We start from the raw sequence: 18,046 nt of genomic DNA, 5'->3' as shown, positions 1-18,046 counted from the left end.
ACCTAGGCTCTGGCCACCAATATACTGGTTCGGAACAGACAACGTAGGTGAACCAATTCTGATTGATATAGCCAATGGAGCACCATTTATCATTGAGATAAGTTTCTTAGCAGGATTATACACTACATTAATTGGATTAATTGTAGGGTTAATTTCAGGATACTTCGGAGGTATTGTTGATTCAATAATAATGTTATTCAATGACGCATTATTAACCATACCAAGTCTACTTATAACTGTGATAGTAGCAGTAATGGTTCATACAACTAACCCACTCATACTGGCTGGAGTCTTAAGTATAACTGGTTGGACTGGGTTAGCTAGGTCCGTTAGGTCACAGGTACTAGCATCCAAGGAGTATCCCTATATTGAAGTCTCTAAGGTGCTTGGATTAGGGTGGGGCTTCATTCTTCTTAGGGAGATTTTACCAATAGTATTACCCTATGTTTGGATTAACCTAATTCTTAACATGGAAGGTTCACTCTACGCTGCGGTTGGATTATACTACTTAGGCCTGCTTCCCTTTGACCCAACTAACTGGGGTTACATGATTAATAATGCATTATCATTAGGTGCAGCTTATGGCTCATCAGCAATATGGTACTTCCTCTTCCCAACAATATTTGTGACATTATTCATGGTTGGCCTCATAGAGTTAGCCTACGGGATAGATGAGGCAATAAACCCAAGACTGAGGAGGTAGGCTCTTAGCATTGACCAGTCTTAGCTAGCTTAACTAGATTGTTTAGGAACTCATTAAGCTTACCATCAATGTAATTCCTAATTAACCTCTCCCCAACAGCTGCAAGTAAGCCGCTTAGGTTGACGTCAGCATCGTAGGATACGCCTGTTTGACTTATGGTAGCCGTTATTGAAGCATTCATAACTGCACCAGGCCCCTTAGAGTTCAGAGTCATTGCGACTCTCCCGGATGCCTTATCAATGCTCTCTATTTTAACCCTTGAATTAAAGGTTCCACTAACTGGACCCATGCGAACCATTATCTTGAACTCAAACTCCTGGGGATTAACTTGCCTAATATCACTAGTATCTGGTACGCATTTAACTAGTGCTAGCGTATTGTTTTCAATTAACTGCCACAGGTTCTCAACATTAACGCCATCACCCCAGGGTTTTTGACCATTAAGCTTCATAATTCAACAGAGCCAGGGTGGTGTTAAAAATCCTTCTCGCTTAAGTGGACGTATGTTTTATAAATAAGCCAGGTGAGACTTAATGGTGGCTGAAGACGAGGAACATCCAGAGAGGGATGAGGAGGAAGAGGAGGGTGGAGAGGAAGGGGAATTGGATGTTAAGGAGGTTGCCAGGAAGGCTCCAGAGTGGAGCGTGGGCGTTATAATATATAATAATGCAGCATACCCAATAGCCAGATCCAAGTATGCTGAGGGGGAATTCTACTTCTCAACAAGCTGGAGAGCCGTTAAGAAGGGGATTAGAGGGGAGTTAGTTGTCCTTAAGGATGGGTCAACGCACAAGTATAGGGTTAAGAGACGGGGAGACAAGTACATTCAAGTAGTGCTACTGCAGTAAATGAGACTTAAGGAGTAATGCGGCAGAGTCAACTCAGTTAGTGTGGGTTATTTGTTTGAAAATATTTAACTCATTATATAGCAGGTGGGTGTTGCATTAGTCAACTAAATATAAATGAACCGTGGACTCCAATGGATTAGTTCACTTAGGGGTCCATAGGCTAAACGTTATTTACACGTAAGTAACCCCCAGAGTGATAAGTATGTCCACAGTGACGGGACCTGAGCTGGCTAAGTACCAGAGGGTTGTGGTTGATATGGATACTTGCATCGGCTGTGGTGCATGCATCTCCGTTTGTCCATACAATGCCCTTGAATTGAACGAGAATGGTAAGGCCAGGCTTATTTGGGACTTCTGTAAGGATGACTTCGAATGCATCCCAGTCTGCCCAGTTAACTGCATATGGAAGAGTAGTGAGGCTCCGGCTGAGTCTAAGGCTAAGAATGAGTGGTATAGGATCACTAGGCAATTAACACCCGAGGAGCAGCAGATATTTGAGGAGTGGAAGAAGAAGTACGGTATCACCGGCAATCCTATTTCAGCATGATTTATTAAGAGGCTAATTGGCTTAAAAATTAACAATGTTTGTTTAAAGTTCCCTCTTAAACGAAAAGTTAATTAGCGTCAGCACCACGAAGAAATGATGTCCAGTAAGGCTCAGGAAAGGGACTTAATAGTGAGTAAGATTAGGGATGGTATAGTTATTGACCACATACCGGCTGGCAGGGCCTTAATAGTCCTTAGGGTACTTAGGCTGAGGGGTGGGGAGGGTAGGATTGCGTTGGTTATGAATGTGGATAGCCGTAGAATGGGAAGGAAGGATATTGTTAAGATTGAGGGTAAGGAACTAAGCGATGATGAGCTAAACCTAATATCCCTAATAGCGCCAACAGCCACAATAAACATAATTAGGGATTACTCTGTTATTAAGAAGTTTCAGGTTAAACTCCCTGAAACAGTTAAGGGTGTTGTTAGGTGTAGGAACCCTAAGTGCATAACTAACCAGCCTAGGGAGGATGCTGTACCAGCCTTTAAGGTGCTTCACTTGGATCAACCCATTCTCCAATGCCAATACTGTGGAACATACTTAACGATTGATGATATTAATGCTCAATTAATGGGTGAGAGGTGAATGAGCAGTGACCTAGCGAGACTACTGATTAAGTATGGTGTGGTTAAGTTCGGTGACTTCACGCTATCAAGTGGTACCAAGAGTAAGTACTACATTGACATGAGGATTGGCATATCAATACCAGAGGTCTATAAGCCTATAGTTGAGGAACTAGCCCGAAGAATTGGGGGTGGTGTTGATTTAATTGCTGGAATTGAAAGTGGCAGCATACCTTGGGCATCAATGCTAGCCTACAGGTTAGGTAAGGGTACATTGTACGTTAGGAGGACTGAGAAGAGTCATGGTACTGGAAGAAGGATTGAGGGATATTACAAGGGTGGTGAAGGTGTCCTACTCATTGATGATGTGGTAACCACAGGTGGTACCCTACTTGACTCAGCAAGGGTTCTTGAGGGTAATGGGTTAAGGGTTGTTGAGGTTGCTGTAATTGTTGATAGGCTTGAGGGTGGACTTGAGGCAGTTAGGAAGGCTGGGTATAAGGCATGGTCAATATTAACCATCAATGACTTATTCAACGCCATGGGAATTAACAATGCTTAAACAGCCATTAAGCTACCTACCACCAGACTTAACCCACGACTTAGCACACCTACTCCTGAGGACCCACACAGCTAGACTCGTAGCAGGTATTCTAACCATGCTAAGTGGTGGATTACCGTATAGGTTAAGGATACTTAATAGGACCATAGAATCACCAGTAGGTATTGGTGCTGGATTGGATAAGGATGGCTTACTCATGGGGTTCATGGCTAAACTACCCATTGGCTTCCACACAGTGGGTTCAGTAACATTAAGGCCTAGGGCAGGTAACCCTAAGCCAAGGATGTTGAGGTACCCTGAATTGGGAGTTATGGTTAATGCAATGGGGTTACCATCAATGGGGGTGGCTTACCTGAAGGGAATCCTGGATAAAGAATGCGGTAGGTGGCCGAAGAGTAAGTTACTTGGTGTTAGCGTTGCAGGTTTCAATGAAATTGAGATTAAGCTAGCCATAGACTCCTTAACACCCTTCTTTAATTGCCTAGACTTCATTGAAGTAAACATAAGTAGCCCAACGTATAGTGGATCATGGATTGAGCATCAAAGGCTCAATAGTCTACTCACCATGCTTAAGGGTTATGATAAAGTAGTGGTTAAGGCACCGTTACTTAAGGACCTTAATGATGAGGTAAAGTTAATTAAGCTCATAATTAATCACAATCCCTTTGGCTTAACTATAGCAAACACCCTTAGGATTAAATCAAACCTACCTGCAGGATACGGTGGATTAAGTGGAAGGCCATTACTGGAGATTGTGATTAGGCTACTTAAGTTAACTAGGGCTATGGGCTATGGAGGACTCATAATAGGTCTGGGGGGATTCATGCGGGGTGTTGACGTTGTTAAGGGCATTAATGCTGGGGCTGATCTAGTGGGTTTAGTGACCGCATTCGCAATGGAGGGCCCAGCATCAGTGTATAGGATTATTAGTGAATTAAGGCGGCTTACGGTTAATAAGCTAAGACGCAGCCTTTATCCTTAACCTAATTGCTTAATTTATCGAATAAAAGGCATGGGAAATTATAAATTCTGTTCCTTTCAATGGTAATCACGGTGATTGCTTAAGAATAAGCAACCCTCTTGAATCCTTAACTCTCACAGCTAAGGTTTCCCAGAGCCTAAAGGCATGGGCATCATTCTCAGGCCCTAGGTAAATTATGGCTGTATCCGCGCCTATGGCTAGGTCTATTGTTGAGCTGTTCACTGACATTAGCAAAGCAGTGTCATCAGTTAACTGAGGTATAATTACCACATCCTTAACCAGTGACTTAACCCTACTTAACTCCATAACTCCAGTCCTCTCAACAACACTCAGTAACTTAGTGTACCGACCAGGGCTTACGAATAATACGTATGGTTCAGGTATTGAATCCACCATAAGCATGTTAACGGCTCTGGAAACCTCATCAACAGCTGAGCCTGCCGTATCCCATGATGTTATGGAGAGTTTGCGTACCTTAGGGTGGTTCAGTAAGTCACCTAGTATTGCCGCATCCTCCTGGTTAGCAAGCCTAATGGCTGCTTGATCAGCAGCCACTGAGTAAATACGTTCACCACGCATCCTAGCGTACTCCACTTGCCTTTGAGGCACCGTGAACATGATGCTTAACTCCTTAAGCGGTAAAATTACCCTAGAGCTACTGATAACCTTATCAATAATAGCCTCCTCCAACGTTACTGAATCATACCCGGCACCAACAGGGTACAGGGGTATGTGCTTCCTTAACCTCCTAGCACCATCAGCGGTTTCCTTAACCTTACCCTCAATGTACCTAAGCTCATCTTCACTTAAGTTAGATGACCTAACCACATCCTGCTGAGGAGGATCGGAATTAACCACCTTAATACCCGTACGTTCCTCAACCTCCTTAGCTCCAGCCTTAACCTGCTCTGCCTGCTCAGGATCCAGCGACTTAAGTAGCGTAAGAAATTCGCCAAAGTGAGCCTTCTCCTCCTTGGCAACATCCTCAAGAACACTCCTAACCTTCTCATCATCAGTTAACCTAGATAACTGCAAATATAGGTTAATTGCGTCAAGCTCAGCCATAATAGCTAATCTAAGCGCATCAGAAACCTCACCAGGGTTAAACTTCCTATCCCTAACAATATCCACAGGATTCTTAGAAAACACCATAATTAAACTACAAATAGGACATTTATAAATATCACTTCATTAAAATAATGAAGCATAATATATAGTAATCTTAAGTATATAAATTATGCAGGGAAACCATTATTAACCTTAGGAACCACGACCGAAAAAGCCTCACAAAAGAGTTAAGGGACTTCGTCTATATCATTTTTTGTAATTATTAGTTATTCTTATTGCTTATAATCCCCTTAACGCTATTAGGTAGACTAAGGCTGTATGGCTATCAACCCCCTTCTCCTTCATTACCTTATCATGCTCCTTGGAGTTCGTGGTGCCCTTTGGGTTAATTAGGATGATGTTAAATCCTATTCTTAATGCCTTAATAACACCGTGAGTTAGCATCTGTCTCTTAGCAAACTTGCTAACCTCCCTAACTGCTTTTACCCCTTAGTGAAACTCCTCCCCTTCACTAGGAGTAAGTACTCGAAGACAACGTAACCAACGAGAGGAAATTAAGGGCTTGTGAGAAAGCGTAAACCTCACCATTAGAGACAAGGAACTGTCAGTTTTTAGAGCTTGGGAAGTTTAGTATCTATAAAGTAAGCTTATTAAGCCACTAATTTACTTCATAGGCATAATGATTAATAGGTCAGTAGTGAATGCTTTAAGGGCTTTTCCATGGAGTGATTATAGAGTTTATTATGCTGTTCTCTTTGGATCCATTGTTAAGAAAGGGGTTGGTAGGGATATTGATATTGCGGTTGAGTTCATAAACACCTTTAACCTAGGTGAATACTCTAGGCTACTTACGGATCTGGCGGAATACTTAAGTATTGATAATATTGACTTAGTACCCATTAGTGATGAAACTGACTGTTACTTAATACACGAAGCCTTCAGTGACGGCATGATACTATATATGGCGAGCGAGGAGGCTTGGTTCAGGATGCATAGAAGAGCCTCAATATGCGAGGACTTCCTGATTGACGCAGCTAAACTTAACATCGTGGAAAATGCCGCCCATGCATTGGTGAAACGATGGCGGTCTTAAATAAGTTACTGAGTATTATTGAGGATATGACCAAAAAGCTTGATGAATTAGTAGACCAAGAATACGACCTAACTGACTGGCGGAATCAACTCACTGTTTTACATGCCCTGCAGGTACAAGCACAAGCGTTAATTGATATGTGCCAGCGATTATTATCAAATATGGGTGTAGCAAGCGAAGGTTACGTTAGGCTAGCAGTTAGATTAAGGGAGAATGGTTTAGTAACTAGTGAGGAGGAGGCTTTCATAAGATCAATAATAGGTTTCAGAAACATTATAGTACATGGATACGCAACATTAGATATTGGAGTCATTAATGAAATACTTAAGTCAAGAGACTATAGAAGAATACTTGAATTAGCATTGAGACTTAAGGATAGGGCCAAGGAGTATTGGGACCCATGAACATTAAAGATCCGGAACTTTAAAGCATGGCCACAGTACATTCTTTACGTATCCCCCAGTAGAAACCTTACATGCGAAATTATAGACCACGCAATGCATTCGATCCAGGTTAAATGAAGGAAAACAATCATGGTGCCCCGGCCGGGATTTGAACCCGGGTCACGGGCTCACTTCTGGGTTAAACCCCATCGAAAGGCCCACTTTAGCCGGCGCCGATCACCAAGCATTAGGTGTTGGTTTTGGTTTATAAACATTTCAGTTCATTAAGTCAGTTAGGTTTAATAATCCCTTTACTCAACTGATTTAATGATGAGGAGGAGGGAGAAAGTTAGCCTGCAATTGGATGCCGTGTTCTACATTAATGCGGTTAAGAGGGTTTACTCGCTATCATTTAAGCAGCTTTCAAGTATGCTTAATATACCTGAATCAACACTATGCCGTTACGCCAACATGGAGGTCTTACCTTCCGCTAAGGTTGCTGAGAACATTGTTAAGGTTCTTAAACCCATGGCCGATATTAAAAGCGTAATATCTAAGTTAATTAAGGTTAATGGTAATTACATTGACTTAAGCTCCATAGTACTTGAACCAATGGTGCTTAGGCTTTACGAGAAGCATGTTCTCGAAACCTTCTCTGGATTGAGGGTTACTAAGGTCTTGACCGCGGCAGTTGACGGTATACCATTAGCCATGGCAGCCTCATACGCCTTAAACGCTGAGTTAACCATAGCTAAGCAGTACATGGATGCCGGCTTTGAGCAGCACTATGAGGCCACCTACGTCGTTGATTCACCGCCTAGGAAGGTTAACCTATACATACCTAAGCCATTACTCACTAAGGATGATTCAGTAATACTCATTGATGATATTGTAAGATCAGGGAGAACAATGGATGCATTACTAAGCATAATAAGGCAATCTGGGGCAAGCCTAGTAGGGGTATCCATACTAGTGGCGGCTAGTAAGGATGTTGCAAAGGCCATTAGGAGCAGGATAAGTGGGGTAGTGCTAGATATCATATACACAATTGAGTAGTAGTCTATTCCTTCCTACTACTGCTCTATGTGTGTAATACTTATAAATGAAGTATAAGGCTTAGGTATATGGCCATAAGCACTGCAGTAATAATGAATGAGGTCTTCAAGCTCCTTGTATACGCCTACAATGGGTTAGTTAGTCTACTGCAGTACATTCTTCAGGAGACAATCTTCAAGGCTAACCCGGCCTTAGCCAATACTTACGGTAACGCCATTGCCCTGCTAATATCATTAACGGCATTATACCTGCTCCTAGTGTTCGTGGCAGCCTTTAAGAAGGTGCTGGGTGTGTTAATTGCAATAGGCTGGGTTTTATTAATAATAGCGATAATTCTTAATGCTCATTAAAGCAGTATCTTACCTACCTCGTATATGCTTTGATTAACCTCCCTGAAGGGCCCAATTATTGAATCCCTATTTATTAAAACATGGTCACCTATGTAGCTTCCATCACCAACAACAACACCCTTCTCAATCCTAGCCCACTTACCCACAAATACGTCAGACCCCAGTACAGCTAAGTCAATGTAGGCCCCATTCTCAATAGTAGTGTTATCCATTATGACGGAATACTTAACCCTACTATGGGCGCCAATCCTTGAATTACTCAACACGACTACATATGGGCCTACCTCAGCCCCAGGCTCTATTGTAACATTCTCACCTATGAAGGCTGGGGGCTTAATTAAGGCATCATTATTAGGCACTGGGCAATCCCTGCAATACTCGTCAAGAGCCCTGAAGTTGGCGTCTAAGTATGACGTAATCGTACCTATGTCATACCAATACCCTTTCAGAGCGTAGCCATACACCTTATGATCCTTAATCATCCTTGGTAAGATATCGATAGCTAACTTACCGAAAGTGCCAGGCTTAGGGAAGTACTTGAGCGCATCCTTACTAAATATGTATACACCGGCATTAATTAGGTTTGATGGTGCATTGCCTGGTTCAGGCTTCTCAATGAACCCAGTCACTAAATTATCCTTACCGAGAGTGACTACACCATACTGCGATACATCATTAACCTGGGTTAAGCATATTGTGGCTAAAGCCCCCTTACTAACATGCTCGTTAATGGCATCCTCTAAGTCAATTTTAGTGAATATGTCACCGTTAAAGACTACTATAACATCATCAAGCTCACGCATGCTGGCTATGTATGAAACAGGGCCACCGTCACCAAGGGGCTTATCTTCCCTAATTATGTTAACTATACCCTTCAATGAAGCCCACTTATGGTTAACGTGCTTCTCAATAAGATCACTCATGTATCTGACGGATAAGAACACGTCACTTGGCTTAACCCTTGTGACGGATTCAAGGATCCAGTCTATGACAGCCTTATTAAGTATTGGAAGCAGAGGCTTAGGCTTAGTGAATGTAAGGGGCCTAAGCCTAGTGGCGTATCCCCCTGCCAGTATAATTACGTCAACCATATATTACTAGTAGGAATCCAATTAATAAACATTTAGCACTGCAAAGCACTAAAACACCTTAAACTAGGTTAAGTAGAATTAATGGAGATTAAGCGAGCAGGCCATGGCTTTAATACTTTGAATTAAGGGCACTAGTTTAAAACTAAGCCCCACTGAGATTAAAGGAATGAGCATAGCTGAGGAGTGCCTATGGAACTTGGACTGCATTAAGACTAGGATTATTAAGGAAGTCAGGGAATTACCTAGGGGTAAAGGTACGTTACTTAGGCATCTTAGTGAACTCCCAGATAGTCTCCTTGAGGAAACTGGTAAGGAACTGGGTGAGCGTGATGTTGAATCATTGCTCAACATGGAATTGAGCGGTAAGGTGATTGCCTTAATTAGTGGTGTTGATCCAAGTAGCATAAGAAACATTGATCTATTGATTAAACTAGTTGAAGCACTAATGGAGAAGGGTAAGTTGAGTAAGGCTATGGAGCTACTTAGGAGTAGAATTAATGATGCGACTAGAGAAGGCTCAATAAGGTTAAGGGCACTTATGGAATTATGCCAGGGGCTAATGAACCTTGAATCCTCAGAAACCGAGCACAGTAACGGTAATCATGACGCTGAATTTAGGTTAATTAATGAAGCCATGGGCCACTTCTCAGAGGCCTATAGGTACTACGAGGACTTAGGTGAGTTAACTAATGCACTTGAGGTTAGGTTAACAGGACTAATGGAATTAGCCAAGTATTATTTAACTCATGGTGATTTAGATAACGCCAGGTCAACATACCTTCAATGCGCCTCAGCGGCCAGGTGGAGTAAGGAGTATTTAACTGAAGCCATTAGGTGCAGCGCTATGGCTAGGTTAATTGACGCTATTGAGGAAGGTGACCCAGCCTACTATGAGGAGGCGGGTGACATGCTGCTTAACATAACTCAGGAGGAGCCGGAGACTGCTGAGGAGGCTAAGGCTGCCTATGGTTCAGCACTGCAATTGGTCAATGATGAGGAGGGTAAGGGGAGGCTGTTCATGAAGTATTTGACGGCAGCCATTATTAACATTGACTGGTTAGTTAACCAGAAGTATGGGGGCTTCGAGGGTTTAATTAACACTATAAGGAACCTGGGGTTAAGGGGGGTTGCTGGTGAATTAGGTATTGATGAGAAGCAGGTTAGGCTTTACCTGGAGGTTAAGGCCTTGGCTAAGGCAGGTGGCGTTAATGGGGTTAAGGTTGCAGTAGCCTTAACGCTAATGGGGCTTAACCTATCCCTAGACGCTTATGAGTTAATGAGGAGACTGAAGGAGGTTGGGGTTGAGGTGAGTGAAAGTACTCTTGATAAGGCCAAGAGCATTTTGGGTAGTTGGCTTACCCATTAAACTTCATGCCTTTCCTGTAAATCACCACCCCATTACTGCTCTTTACCAGTAGAATCCTGTGGTATGGTATAAAGGATTCAGCTCCATTAATCCCTATTACTATACCATCCTTACTAGCCTTAACTAGGCCACTTAATGGCAGCACCTTAACGTCACCTGGCTCCCCCCTTGATACTATGACTACCTCGTACTCATTCCTCACGTTAGTCCAAATTATCCTATTAAAAATATCCCTAAGCCTATTCCTACCCATCTACCCTTAGTACTTTCATGAATTTAAAAAACATACGTGCCAGTGCCCTTAAGAATCATATTACATAGAGTTAATTCACAGTAAATGATTCAAGTCTATGAGTTAATGCAGTAATTAAGGTTCGCTTCACATTAAAACGCAAGATTCCTCCCCCCTCTTGTTAACTTCTCAAGCTCCTCTAATGCTAATGCTTGAGTGAAACTAAGTGAGACTTTATCGTTTACGCTTGAGACAAGCCTATAGGCCTCCTTTAAACTATATCCTTTAAACATTAAGTAACCTATTATAACCGTAGGGGAGCGGCCAACACCCGCATTACAGTGAACCAACACTGGTTCGTTTTCACTAACCCTTTCATCAATCCACTTGAGTATGGCCATGAACTCATCAAGTGGCGGTGACTCACCATCCTTAGTAGGTGAGTAAAGTAGCCTAATGTTGAGCCTCCTTAAGGCTTCAACGTAATTATTGAAGGGGAAACCTAACTCATTGAACTCAAACTCCTCAATTAAGGACACAACAGCCCTAATACCTATCTTACTCCATGTCTCAAGGTCCTTCGCTCCCCTTGGGGCACATGAGCCAGCTAACTTACCCTTAATAACCCAGTAGGGGCAGTTCATGAATTATCCCAGTGATGCCGCCTTTTTCTACTTTCCTCATGCTACGTCGTCACTACTTTACTTAAGTTATGTGGGTTATCAACATCAATTCCCCTAGCTACCCCAATCTCGTAGGCTAATAATTGAATTACTGATGGGTACACGAGCGGTACTATTAACCTATTACCCATACGTTCTAGGTAAATAACCTGGTCTCCCGTTACCTCCTTATTCCTCTGCGTGATAACCACTGTGTATCCTCCACGGGACCATACCTCTGAAACAACGTTAACCATTTCATCATCAACATCGTTACCAGGCATTATTGCTATTGTGGGGAACTCCTTAGATATTAGGGTTATTGGTCCATGTTTAAACTCCCTGAAACTGAATGCCTCTGAGTGAACCTGAGCTGCTTCCTTAAGCTTCAATGCCGCCTCCATGGCTAGTGGTAAACCGATTGGTCCACCTGATATTACGTATGTATTATTATAGTTCGACACTAGTTTAGCAATGCGCCTCGCATCATCCCTAACTTGGTTTATTTGATTATTAAGCAGGACTATGGCTTTATTAATGAGAACCCTAGCGTCATTAACATTACCCTTAATGGCGTAGGCTAATTGAAGCATTATAGCTATTGATGCTACGAAGGATTTTGTTGCCGGTACAGCCAACTCTGGTCCAGCACCCATTGGTAGGTAGACGTTGGATTCCCTCATTAAGGCTGAACCAAGCCTATTAACAATACTAAGCACTATAGCGCCCTTCCTCTTAGCCCACCTAATGGCCCTAATTATATCGGTTGATTCACCAGACTGACTAACTGCTATTATTAATGTACCTGGTTCAACATACCTAATACCCAGGTAGGGGAATTCGCCAGCGGGTACTGCATCAGCCTTAACCCCACCCAATTCCTCCAGGTAATATTTACCAATTAGGGAGGCGTAGTAGGAGGTTCCTGAGCCGGTGAATATTATGTTCTTAGCCTTAGCCACTATTGAGGCTGCATCATCAAGGTATTCCCTTTGAAGCACATTAACAGCCCTAGCCAACACCTCAGGTTCCTCGTAAATTTCCTTAATCATGTAGTGTTGGAATGATCCCTTAACCACCTCCACTGTTGCTTGAGACGCCAAGTGGGGTGATGGCTCAACCTTACTTAATGATGATGCATCGTAGAACTCCACACCATCCTTACCCACCACTGCCATTTGATTAGGCTCCATGAAGTAAACCAACTGCAGCTTAACTGGTATTGCCTGCTCCTCAGAGGATACGAAGTACTCCCTGTCACCAACACCTATAACCAGTGGATTACCCATGCTTAATGCGTAAATCCGCTCCTCATCCTTGTGGAGAACTGCAATGGTGTAGTAACCCTTAATCTGCCTTGTTATTGACGATAAGGCCTCCTTCACTGATTTACCACCCTTTAACTCATCCTCAAGAATATGGGCTAAGGCCTCAGCATCTGTCCTGGAGGTTAACTTATGTCTCCTCTCAAGTCTCCTCCTGATCTCATCATAATCCGAGACTACACCATCCATAACTAATGCAACGCTACCGGTACAGTCTTGGACCGGGTGAGTGTTCTCGTAAACAGGCCTACCGTGTGTGGCTGACCTAACATGTCCAATACCCACGTAGCCGGGTAAGTCATCTAGGTTAAGCTTACTATGTACGTCAGTCACCTTACCCACATCCTTCTTAATGTGAATAACACCATTATGCACCGTGGCTATACCTGTCCCATCAATACCCCTATGCATCAGCCTTTCGAGACCAATCCTAATCACAGGGGCAACGGGCCTAATATTGGATACGAGACCGAATATTCCACCCATTTTAAGTCCTAGCTTTTAGGGTAACTAATAAATGTTAGGCTAAATATGTTAACTGCCTAATTAAATTGAATATATAGATATATGAATTTTAAAGTATAAACAGGGTTAACCATCAAGTAACCTCCCTACCTATTAGGTTCCTGGCCACTATGAGCCTCATTATGTTACCAGTACCTTCAGCACCAACGTAGTAGCTTAATGCACCAAGGAGTGCCCTAGCTATGTTAGACTCCTTGAAGTAACTGGCCCCGCCAAACCACCTCATTGCCTCTAGGGCTGTCTCAACAGCTAATTCAACCGCAGTCATCTTAGCCATGGCGTTAAAGGTAGCTACGGTAAGTACATTAACTGAGGAGTCATTAAGTATGAAGTACTTGTCAGTTAACCAGGCAGCCTTATAGGTAAGTAACCTAGCTTGCTCAAGCTTAGCGGCTAATTCAGCATACTTGAAGCTTATTGACTGGTATGAGGCTATTGGCTTATCGAAAACTACCCTAGACTTAATCCAGTCCCTTGACTGATCCAGAAGCCACCTAGTAACCCCCACTGAGGCTGCTGCTATGAGCACCCTCGCAATGTCGAAACCCTCCATTAGAACCTTAAATCCACCATTAACCTCACCAAGGGTGTAGGGTTCCTTAACCGTTAGCCCATTGAACCTAATGTAATTAGTTACAAGTCCCCTTCTTCCAATATCCTCATAGCTACCGTATTCAAAACCACTAAGTACCTTACCGTCACTCTTCACTAAGGCTAAGAGGGAGGTTAAACCCCTATGCCTAGTCTCAATGGGTGCCGTCCTGGCTATTGTTACGAAACCCCCGTAATCCATGTCGCTCACCACTAGTGAAACCCCCGTAACAATGTTCTTCTCACCGTAAAGGCTCCATGCACCATTACTTCTCCTAGCCTCAAGCCTAGTTGATGCCACATCACTACCACCCTGGGGTTCAGTGGAGGCTATCCCAATGAAGCCAACACCCTTAATAACCCTGGGTAACGCCTCCTCCTTAACCTCCTCTCTCCCATACCTTTGAACAATAAACGGCCAGGCAGTGTTAAGTAAGTAGAAGACTGGGGTTGCTAAGGAGGGGTCCGCATAGGCCAATTCCTCCGTGGCTAAGGCACTCATGGTGAATGTGCCATCCTGCCCACCATACCTTGAATCAAAGGGCACGCCTAATAAGCCTGATTCACTCATCCTCCTAACTATGTTAATTAATGGGTACTTACCGTCATCCACCAAAGCCCAGTTTGGTTTAACATACCTCTCAGTGAACTCAACCACACTCCTCCTGAATAACTCCTCCTCCTGACTGAGATTAAAGTCCATTTCACCTAGACTACCTCAGGGAATTTTAAAAGTAAGCCACCTTTAAGCTCAGGGTTTAATAAAGCATCATTCACCAAAGGACTATAACCCCTGAGACCTCAAGGCCTTTAAGGTGTAAGGGGATTAACTGAATTATAAGGTATGTTAGACCTTCAGTTAATGCTACTAGTATAAGCATATATGATGATGCGGGTGATTTGATTAAGAGGATTAGGTTAAAGTAATTCACTTGGATTAAGCCTACTGCTTACTTTAACCCTAAGTGCCTTAACTAAGGCATAAACCACTAGCATTACGGCTAGATTCACTATTAGGCCCAGTAGGCCAACGTACATGTCATAGAACCAGGGCAGTAATGATGAGGAGAAGCCTACTGTTATTAAGCCATAGGTAACTAAACCAGTACCCACAGCCCACCCAGCTGCTACACTGTACTTATCTAGATCGTACCAGTACATTGACAGTATTATTGCTGGTAGTGTTTGGAGAAGCCAGGCGTAGGAGAAGGTCAATAGGTAGAATATTAGGCCACTGGCAGCTGGGACTAGGGCGAATATTAGGGAAGCTATTACCATTATGAAGACTGCTACCCTACCCCAGAGAACCTGCTGTTTTTCCGTAGCCCTCTTATTTATGAAGTCTAAGTAAATGTTCCTCGTTATTAAGTTAGCCGCGCCCAGGCTTTGTAACCCAGCTGGAACCATACTCCCTATCACAATACCTGCGAAGGCCACGGCCACGAAGGTGCTTGGGAAGTAGGCGTTCAGGACTGAGGGGAAGGCTAGGCTTGAGACACCGCTTGGGACTAGGTTCTTGGCTAAGGCCACTAGACCCATGATGGCTAGGAAGATTAACCAAACTTGGTAAAGTGGGAGGAATACTGAATTCTTCCTAATCACGTTCTCGCTTTTAGAGCCCAATAAGCCAACTAGCAGGTTAGGGAAGAGCAGCCATGATATACCACTACCGAAGGCTAACGTAATGTAACCAATCATTAGTTTGCTGGGTATTAAGTAATGGGATGGACCCAGTTGAGTGAAGATCGGGCCGAAGCCATTGAAGCGGATGCCTAATGCGATGACTACCGTAAGTATCACACCCCATAGTATGGCATCCTTTATCAGTGAACTTAAGGCAGGTCCCCTTAAGCCACTTATGGCTACGAATAGTGCAACTATTATGTAGGCTATTATGAAACTTGGAAGTACAGGGAAGCCCATGGCGTCTAAGACGTATCTAATACCAACTATCTGTAAGGCAATGTAGGGAAGCATGGCTATTATACCGGTTAATGAAATTAACAACGACAATACACCACTATCAAATCTATCCCTAACATAATCACCAGCGGTGATGTAACTACGACGTTTAGCTATCCTGTAGAATTTCGTTGCAACAATGTATAGGAACGGGTAAGATACTGAACCATAAACCACCGCGTAAAGTATGAAACCACCCAGGGAGTAGGCTGCGCCAGGTATTGATATTAATGAGTAGGCCGTATATATGTCCGCACCCATTAGGAACCACACTATGAATGCGCCAAACCTCATACCACCCAGACTCCACTCAGCTATCCTAGTGAAATCCGGTGCCCTCCACTTACTGCCAAGGAAACCAGCAACCACAGCTAATCCAACCAGTATGAAGAATATTGCGTAATCAATGGCTGCGAAAATCATGATTCACCACCCTTATCTATAATGCGGTAAACTATATAAGTTATGATTGGTTGAATAAAGACCCAGGCGAAGAGGTACCACCATAGGAATGGCCAACCACCTAACTCTGGGGATGACTTATTATACAGTGGAGCGGCGAAAACTATGAATATCCACGGCACTAGTATTAGCAATATAACTTTGATTATGTTCTTTGAGTTAACAACCATATGCTAGTTTTATTCTTGTGCTTTAAAGCATTACCCTAGTAATGCTTAAATTTATCCTACTTGGTGTTTAATAATGGCTAGTGAAGTAGGGAGTCAGCTGGCTGAATTAACATCACGCTTAGTTCAAATAGATAGTGTTAATCCACCAGGCGACGTAACCAAGGTTGTTGAGTTCATTAAGAATTGGCTTAGTGAAAGAGGGTTCTCAAGCAGTATATACGAGTATGTTAAGGGTAAGCCCAATTTAATAGCAAGAGTAGGCAAAGGTAAGCCGGTAATTATACTTAATGGCCATACTGACGTTGTACCACCAGGCGACTTAAGTAAGTGGACTTACCCACCCTTCTCAGGCAGGATTATTGAAGATAAGGTTTACGGGAGAGGTTCAACAGACATGAAGGGCGGGGTGGCCGTCATAATGATGGTCTTCGCTGAATTAGGTCCATTAATCGAGAAGAAGGGTGCTGGTTCACTGGTCTTCTCAGCTACGGCGGATGAGGAAGTGGGTGGGCATGCTGGTGTTGAGGCTTTAGTTAAGGATAACGTATTAGCCGGCGACGCAGCTATAGTTGCTGAACCCACAGGCTTTGATAAGTACTGCATAGCTGAGAAAGGGTTGAGTCAAGTGAAGCTAATTGCTAGGGGTAGGCCGGCTCACGGTAGCTTACCTTTGCTTGGGGATAACGCCATAATGAAGCTGATTAAGGCTATTGAGAAGGCTCAGGATGCTGTTAATGAAATCAACAGGGGTATTAAACTACCTCAAGACTTAATTGAAGCTATTGATAACTCATCAAGGGTTTACTTGGAGGGAGCCTTAAGGAGCGGATTAAAGTTAAGTGAGGATGATTTTAGACGCACAATAGGCTCAGTTTCCTTTAATCCAGGTGTAATTAAAGGTGGGTCTAAGGTAAACATGGTCCCAGACTACGCGGAGTTAGAATTAGACATGAGGGTACCGCCTGGTGTTTCACCAAGCAATGTCATTGATAAGTTGAGGAATACCCTAGGTGGATTAGTTGAAGTAGAGGTATTGGACACCAGTGAACCAAACTACACACCCTCAAGTGAGAGATTAATTCAACTGATACGTGAAGGCATAGGCAAGCAGGGAACTGAGGCTAAGCCAATAATAATGACCGGAGCCACTGATGGCAGGTACTTAAGGCTTAAGGGTATACCTACCGTAATATATGGACCAGGAGAATTAACATTAGCACACACTTATGATGAATACGTTACTGTGAAGGATCTGGTGAACACCTATAACACCATAAAATATACAGTGGAGAAATACTTGGGTTTAAGACAGTGAAACAAAACTTCCTGAAGTAAATAATAAAGCATCCTTAGATTTAAGGTGGGAATAAAACTAATTTAATTTTAAATTAAATTGATTTTTATTTTCATATTCTATTATCTTCTTCTTAGTGCTATTATTGCTGCTATTGCTGCTACTATAATCACTATGATTACTATGCCTATTACTAGTGTTGTGCTTACTA

Annotated in this window: 21 protein-coding genes and 1 pseudogene; 12 read left to right on the top strand and 10 right to left on the bottom strand. The window is 43.0% G+C overall.

Annotated features, from left to right (window positions below; all coding sequences use genetic code 11):
• Positions 1-703, top strand: a 703-nt coding sequence (locus tag Q0C29_RS01150) for an ABC transporter permease (protein WP_291998826.1), incomplete at its 5' end; no start/stop codon positions are given.
• A 4-nt stretch (positions 704-707) separates the two neighbouring features.
• On the opposite strand, the gene Q0C29_RS01145 is transcribed toward Q0C29_RS01150, so the two are convergent.
• Complete coding sequence (locus tag Q0C29_RS01145; protein ID WP_291998825.1) at positions 708-1,154, bottom strand: carbon monoxide dehydrogenase subunit G; 447 nt, start codon at positions 1,152-1,154, stop codon at positions 708-710.
• Between the two features lie 82 nt (positions 1,155-1,236).
• Between Q0C29_RS01145 and Q0C29_RS01140 the strand changes: the two genes are divergently transcribed.
• The 5 genes from Q0C29_RS01140 to Q0C29_RS01120 all read left to right on the top strand — a co-directional run bounded on the left by Q0C29_RS01140 (position 1,237) and on the right by Q0C29_RS01120 (position 4,205).
• The gene (locus Q0C29_RS01140) at positions 1,237-1,551 is read left to right on the top strand and encodes a hypothetical protein (RefSeq protein ID WP_291998824.1); all 315 of its coding nucleotides are present in this window, start codon (positions 1,237-1,239) and stop codon (positions 1,549-1,551) included.
• A gap of 202 nt (positions 1,552-1,753) precedes the next feature.
• On the top strand, positions 1,754-2,098 hold the full coding sequence (locus tag Q0C29_RS01135) for a 4Fe-4S dicluster domain-containing protein (RefSeq protein WP_291998823.1): 345 nt from the start codon (positions 1,754-1,756) through the stop codon (positions 2,096-2,098).
• Between the two features lie 93 nt (positions 2,099-2,191).
• Complete coding sequence (gene pyrI, locus Q0C29_RS01130) at positions 2,192-2,683, top strand: aspartate carbamoyltransferase regulatory subunit (RefSeq protein WP_291998822.1); 492 nt, start codon at positions 2,192-2,194, stop codon at positions 2,681-2,683.
• The gene (pyrE, locus tag Q0C29_RS01125) at positions 2,684-3,223 is read left to right on the top strand and encodes an orotate phosphoribosyltransferase (RefSeq protein ID WP_291998821.1); all 540 of its coding nucleotides are present in this window, start codon (positions 2,684-2,686) and stop codon (positions 3,221-3,223) included.
• Complete coding sequence (locus Q0C29_RS01120) at positions 3,186-4,205, top strand: dihydroorotate oxidase (RefSeq protein WP_291998820.1); 1,020 nt, start codon at positions 3,186-3,188, stop codon at positions 4,203-4,205. The genes pyrE and Q0C29_RS01120 overlap by 38 nt, the downstream gene beginning before the upstream one ends.
• Before the next feature lie 66 nt (positions 4,206-4,271).
• On the opposite strand, the gene Q0C29_RS01115 is transcribed toward Q0C29_RS01120, so the two are convergent.
• The gene (locus Q0C29_RS01115) at positions 4,272-5,357 is read right to left on the bottom strand and encodes a family 1 encapsulin nanocompartment shell protein (protein ID WP_291998819.1); all 1,086 of its coding nucleotides are present in this window, start codon (positions 5,355-5,357) and stop codon (positions 4,272-4,274) included.
• 195 nt (positions 5,358-5,552) lie between these two features.
• A pseudogene (locus Q0C29_RS10800) lies at positions 5,553-5,847 on the bottom strand (hypothetical protein); the annotation flags it as partial.
• A 105-nt stretch (positions 5,848-5,952) separates the two neighbouring features.
• On the opposite strand from Q0C29_RS10800, the gene Q0C29_RS01105 reads away from it, so the two are divergent.
• The 4 genes from Q0C29_RS01105 to Q0C29_RS01090 all read left to right on the top strand — a co-directional run bounded on the left by Q0C29_RS01105 (position 5,953) and on the right by Q0C29_RS01090 (position 8,155).
• Positions 5,953-6,366 (top strand): nucleotidyltransferase family protein, encoded by a 414-nt coding sequence (locus Q0C29_RS01105; RefSeq protein WP_291998817.1) that lies wholly within the window; start codon positions 5,953-5,955, stop codon positions 6,364-6,366.
• Positions 6,354-6,770, top strand: a complete 417-nt coding sequence (locus tag Q0C29_RS01100) for a DUF86 domain-containing protein (protein WP_367173594.1) — start codon at positions 6,354-6,356, stop codon at positions 6,768-6,770. Before Q0C29_RS01105 ends, Q0C29_RS01100 begins: the two co-directional genes overlap by 13 nt.
• 306 nt (positions 6,771-7,076) lie before the next feature.
• Positions 7,077-7,805: a phosphoribosyltransferase family protein gene (locus Q0C29_RS01095; RefSeq protein ID WP_291998816.1), complete on the top strand. Its 729-nt coding sequence runs from the start codon at positions 7,077-7,079 to the stop codon at positions 7,803-7,805.
• A gap of 68 nt (positions 7,806-7,873) precedes the next feature.
• A complete protein-coding gene (locus Q0C29_RS01090) occupies positions 7,874-8,155 on the top strand; it encodes a hypothetical protein (protein WP_291998815.1) in 282 nt (93 codons plus the stop codon).
• Here the strand turns inward: Q0C29_RS01090 and Q0C29_RS01085 are convergent.
• Complete coding sequence (locus Q0C29_RS01085) at positions 8,152-9,246, bottom strand: NDP-sugar synthase (RefSeq protein WP_291998814.1); 1,095 nt, start codon at positions 9,244-9,246, stop codon at positions 8,152-8,154. The two genes, Q0C29_RS01090 and Q0C29_RS01085, sit on opposite strands and share 4 nt — an antisense overlap.
• Before the next feature lie 166 nt (positions 9,247-9,412).
• Between Q0C29_RS01085 and Q0C29_RS01080 the strand changes: the two genes are divergently transcribed.
• Entirely contained in the window at positions 9,413-10,612 is a 1,200-nt protein-coding gene (locus Q0C29_RS01080; RefSeq protein ID WP_291998813.1) for a hypothetical protein, read from the top strand.
• Here the strand turns inward: Q0C29_RS01080 and Q0C29_RS01075 are convergent.
• The 6 genes from Q0C29_RS01075 to Q0C29_RS01050 all read right to left on the bottom strand — a co-directional run bounded on the left by Q0C29_RS01075 (position 10,602) and on the right by Q0C29_RS01050 (position 16,541).
• Positions 10,602-10,865 carry a DUF504 domain-containing protein gene (locus tag Q0C29_RS01075; protein ID WP_291998812.1) on the bottom strand — a complete coding sequence of 88 codons (264 nt, stop codon included), beginning with the start codon at positions 10,863-10,865 and terminating at the stop codon, positions 10,602-10,604. The two genes, Q0C29_RS01080 and Q0C29_RS01075, sit on opposite strands and share 11 nt — an antisense overlap.
• A gap of 131 nt (positions 10,866-10,996) precedes the next feature.
• Positions 10,997-11,488 (bottom strand): dual specificity protein phosphatase, encoded by a 492-nt coding sequence (locus Q0C29_RS01070; protein ID WP_291998811.1) that lies wholly within the window; start codon positions 11,486-11,488, stop codon positions 10,997-10,999.
• A gap of 41 nt (positions 11,489-11,529) precedes the next feature.
• A complete protein-coding gene (glmS, locus tag Q0C29_RS01065; RefSeq protein ID WP_291998810.1) occupies positions 11,530-13,317 on the bottom strand; it encodes a glutamine--fructose-6-phosphate transaminase (isomerizing) in 1,788 nt (595 codons plus the stop codon).
• A 112-nt stretch (positions 13,318-13,429) separates the two neighbouring features.
• Positions 13,430-14,650, bottom strand: coding sequence for an acyl-CoA dehydrogenase family protein (locus tag Q0C29_RS01060; protein ID WP_291998809.1), 1,221 nt, complete (start codon positions 14,648-14,650; stop codon positions 13,430-13,432).
• Between the two features lie 215 nt (positions 14,651-14,865).
• Positions 14,866-16,332 (bottom strand): sodium:proton antiporter, encoded by a 1,467-nt coding sequence (locus tag Q0C29_RS01055; RefSeq protein WP_291998808.1) that lies wholly within the window; start codon positions 16,330-16,332, stop codon positions 14,866-14,868.
• On the bottom strand, positions 16,329-16,541 hold the full coding sequence (locus Q0C29_RS01050; protein WP_291998807.1) for a DUF3311 domain-containing protein: 213 nt from the start codon (positions 16,539-16,541) through the stop codon (positions 16,329-16,331). The genes Q0C29_RS01055 and Q0C29_RS01050 overlap by 4 nt, the downstream gene beginning before the upstream one ends.
• 73 nt (positions 16,542-16,614) lie before the next feature.
• Here Q0C29_RS01050 and Q0C29_RS01045 point away from each other — a divergent pair, with 73 nt between their 5' ends.
• Positions 16,615-17,856: a M20 family metallopeptidase gene (locus Q0C29_RS01045; RefSeq protein ID WP_291998806.1), complete on the top strand. Its 1,242-nt coding sequence runs from the start codon at positions 16,615-16,617 to the stop codon at positions 17,854-17,856.
• Positions 17,857-18,046 lie beyond the last annotated feature (190 nt).

This window comes from Caldivirga sp. (assembly GCF_023256255.1).
Lineage (GTDB): Archaea > Thermoproteota > Thermoprotei > Thermoproteales > Thermocladiaceae > Caldivirga.
Note: the sequence above shows the minus strand (reverse complement) of the source record. Positions and strands in the feature narration are given on the sequence as shown.

What these genes read in the sequence shown, in the direction of transcription:
- Q0C29_RS01145 (WP_291998825.1), bottom strand. Translation starts at nt 1,154, where the DNA reads ATGAAGCTTAATGGTCAAAAACCCTGGGGTGATGGCGTTAATGTTGAG.
- Q0C29_RS01140 (WP_291998824.1), top strand. Translation starts at nt 1,237, where the DNA reads ATGGTGGCTGAAGACGAGGAACATCCAGAGAGGGATGAGGAGGAAGAG.
- Q0C29_RS01135 (WP_291998823.1), top strand. Translation starts at nt 1,754, where the DNA reads ATGTCCACAGTGACGGGACCTGAGCTGGCTAAGTACCAGAGGGTTGTG.
- pyrI (WP_291998822.1), top strand. Translation starts at nt 2,192, where the DNA reads ATGATGTCCAGTAAGGCTCAGGAAAGGGACTTAATAGTGAGTAAGATT.
- pyrE (WP_291998821.1), top strand. Translation starts at nt 2,684, where the DNA reads ATGAGCAGTGACCTAGCGAGACTACTGATTAAGTATGGTGTGGTTAAG.
- Q0C29_RS01120 (WP_291998820.1), top strand. Translation starts at nt 3,186, where the DNA reads ATGACTTATTCAACGCCATGGGAATTAACAATGCTTAAACAGCCATTA.
- Q0C29_RS01115 (WP_291998819.1), bottom strand. Translation starts at nt 5,357, where the DNA reads ATGGTGTTTTCTAAGAATCCTGTGGATATTGTTAGGGATAGGAAGTTT.
- Q0C29_RS01105 (WP_291998817.1), top strand. Translation starts at nt 5,953, where the DNA reads ATGATTAATAGGTCAGTAGTGAATGCTTTAAGGGCTTTTCCATGGAGT.
- Q0C29_RS01100 (WP_367173594.1), top strand. Translation starts at nt 6,354, where the DNA reads ATGGCGGTCTTAAATAAGTTACTGAGTATTATTGAGGATATGACCAAA.
- Q0C29_RS01095 (WP_291998816.1), top strand. Translation starts at nt 7,077, where the DNA reads ATGATGAGGAGGAGGGAGAAAGTTAGCCTGCAATTGGATGCCGTGTTC.
- Q0C29_RS01090 (WP_291998815.1), top strand. Translation starts at nt 7,874, where the DNA reads ATGGCCATAAGCACTGCAGTAATAATGAATGAGGTCTTCAAGCTCCTT.
- Q0C29_RS01085 (WP_291998814.1), bottom strand. Translation starts at nt 9,246, where the DNA reads ATGGTTGACGTAATTATACTGGCAGGGGGATACGCCACTAGGCTTAGG.
- Q0C29_RS01080 (WP_291998813.1), top strand. Translation starts at nt 9,413, where the DNA reads ATGAGCATAGCTGAGGAGTGCCTATGGAACTTGGACTGCATTAAGACT.
- Q0C29_RS01075 (WP_291998812.1), bottom strand. Translation starts at nt 10,865, where the DNA reads ATGGGTAGGAATAGGCTTAGGGATATTTTTAATAGGATAATTTGGACT.
- Q0C29_RS01070 (WP_291998811.1), bottom strand. Translation starts at nt 11,488, where the DNA reads ATGAACTGCCCCTACTGGGTTATTAAGGGTAAGTTAGCTGGCTCATGT.
- glmS (WP_291998810.1), bottom strand. Translation starts at nt 13,317, where the DNA reads ATGGGTGGAATATTCGGTCTCGTATCCAATATTAGGCCCGTTGCCCCT.
- Q0C29_RS01060 (WP_291998809.1), bottom strand. Translation starts at nt 14,650, where the DNA reads ATGGACTTTAATCTCAGTCAGGAGGAGGAGTTATTCAGGAGGAGTGTG.
- Q0C29_RS01055 (WP_291998808.1), bottom strand. Translation starts at nt 16,332, where the DNA reads ATGATTTTCGCAGCCATTGATTACGCAATATTCTTCATACTGGTTGGA.
- Q0C29_RS01050 (WP_291998807.1), bottom strand. Translation starts at nt 16,541, where the DNA reads ATGGTTGTTAACTCAAAGAACATAATCAAAGTTATATTGCTAATACTA.
- Q0C29_RS01045 (WP_291998806.1), top strand. Translation starts at nt 16,615, where the DNA reads ATGGCTAGTGAAGTAGGGAGTCAGCTGGCTGAATTAACATCACGCTTA.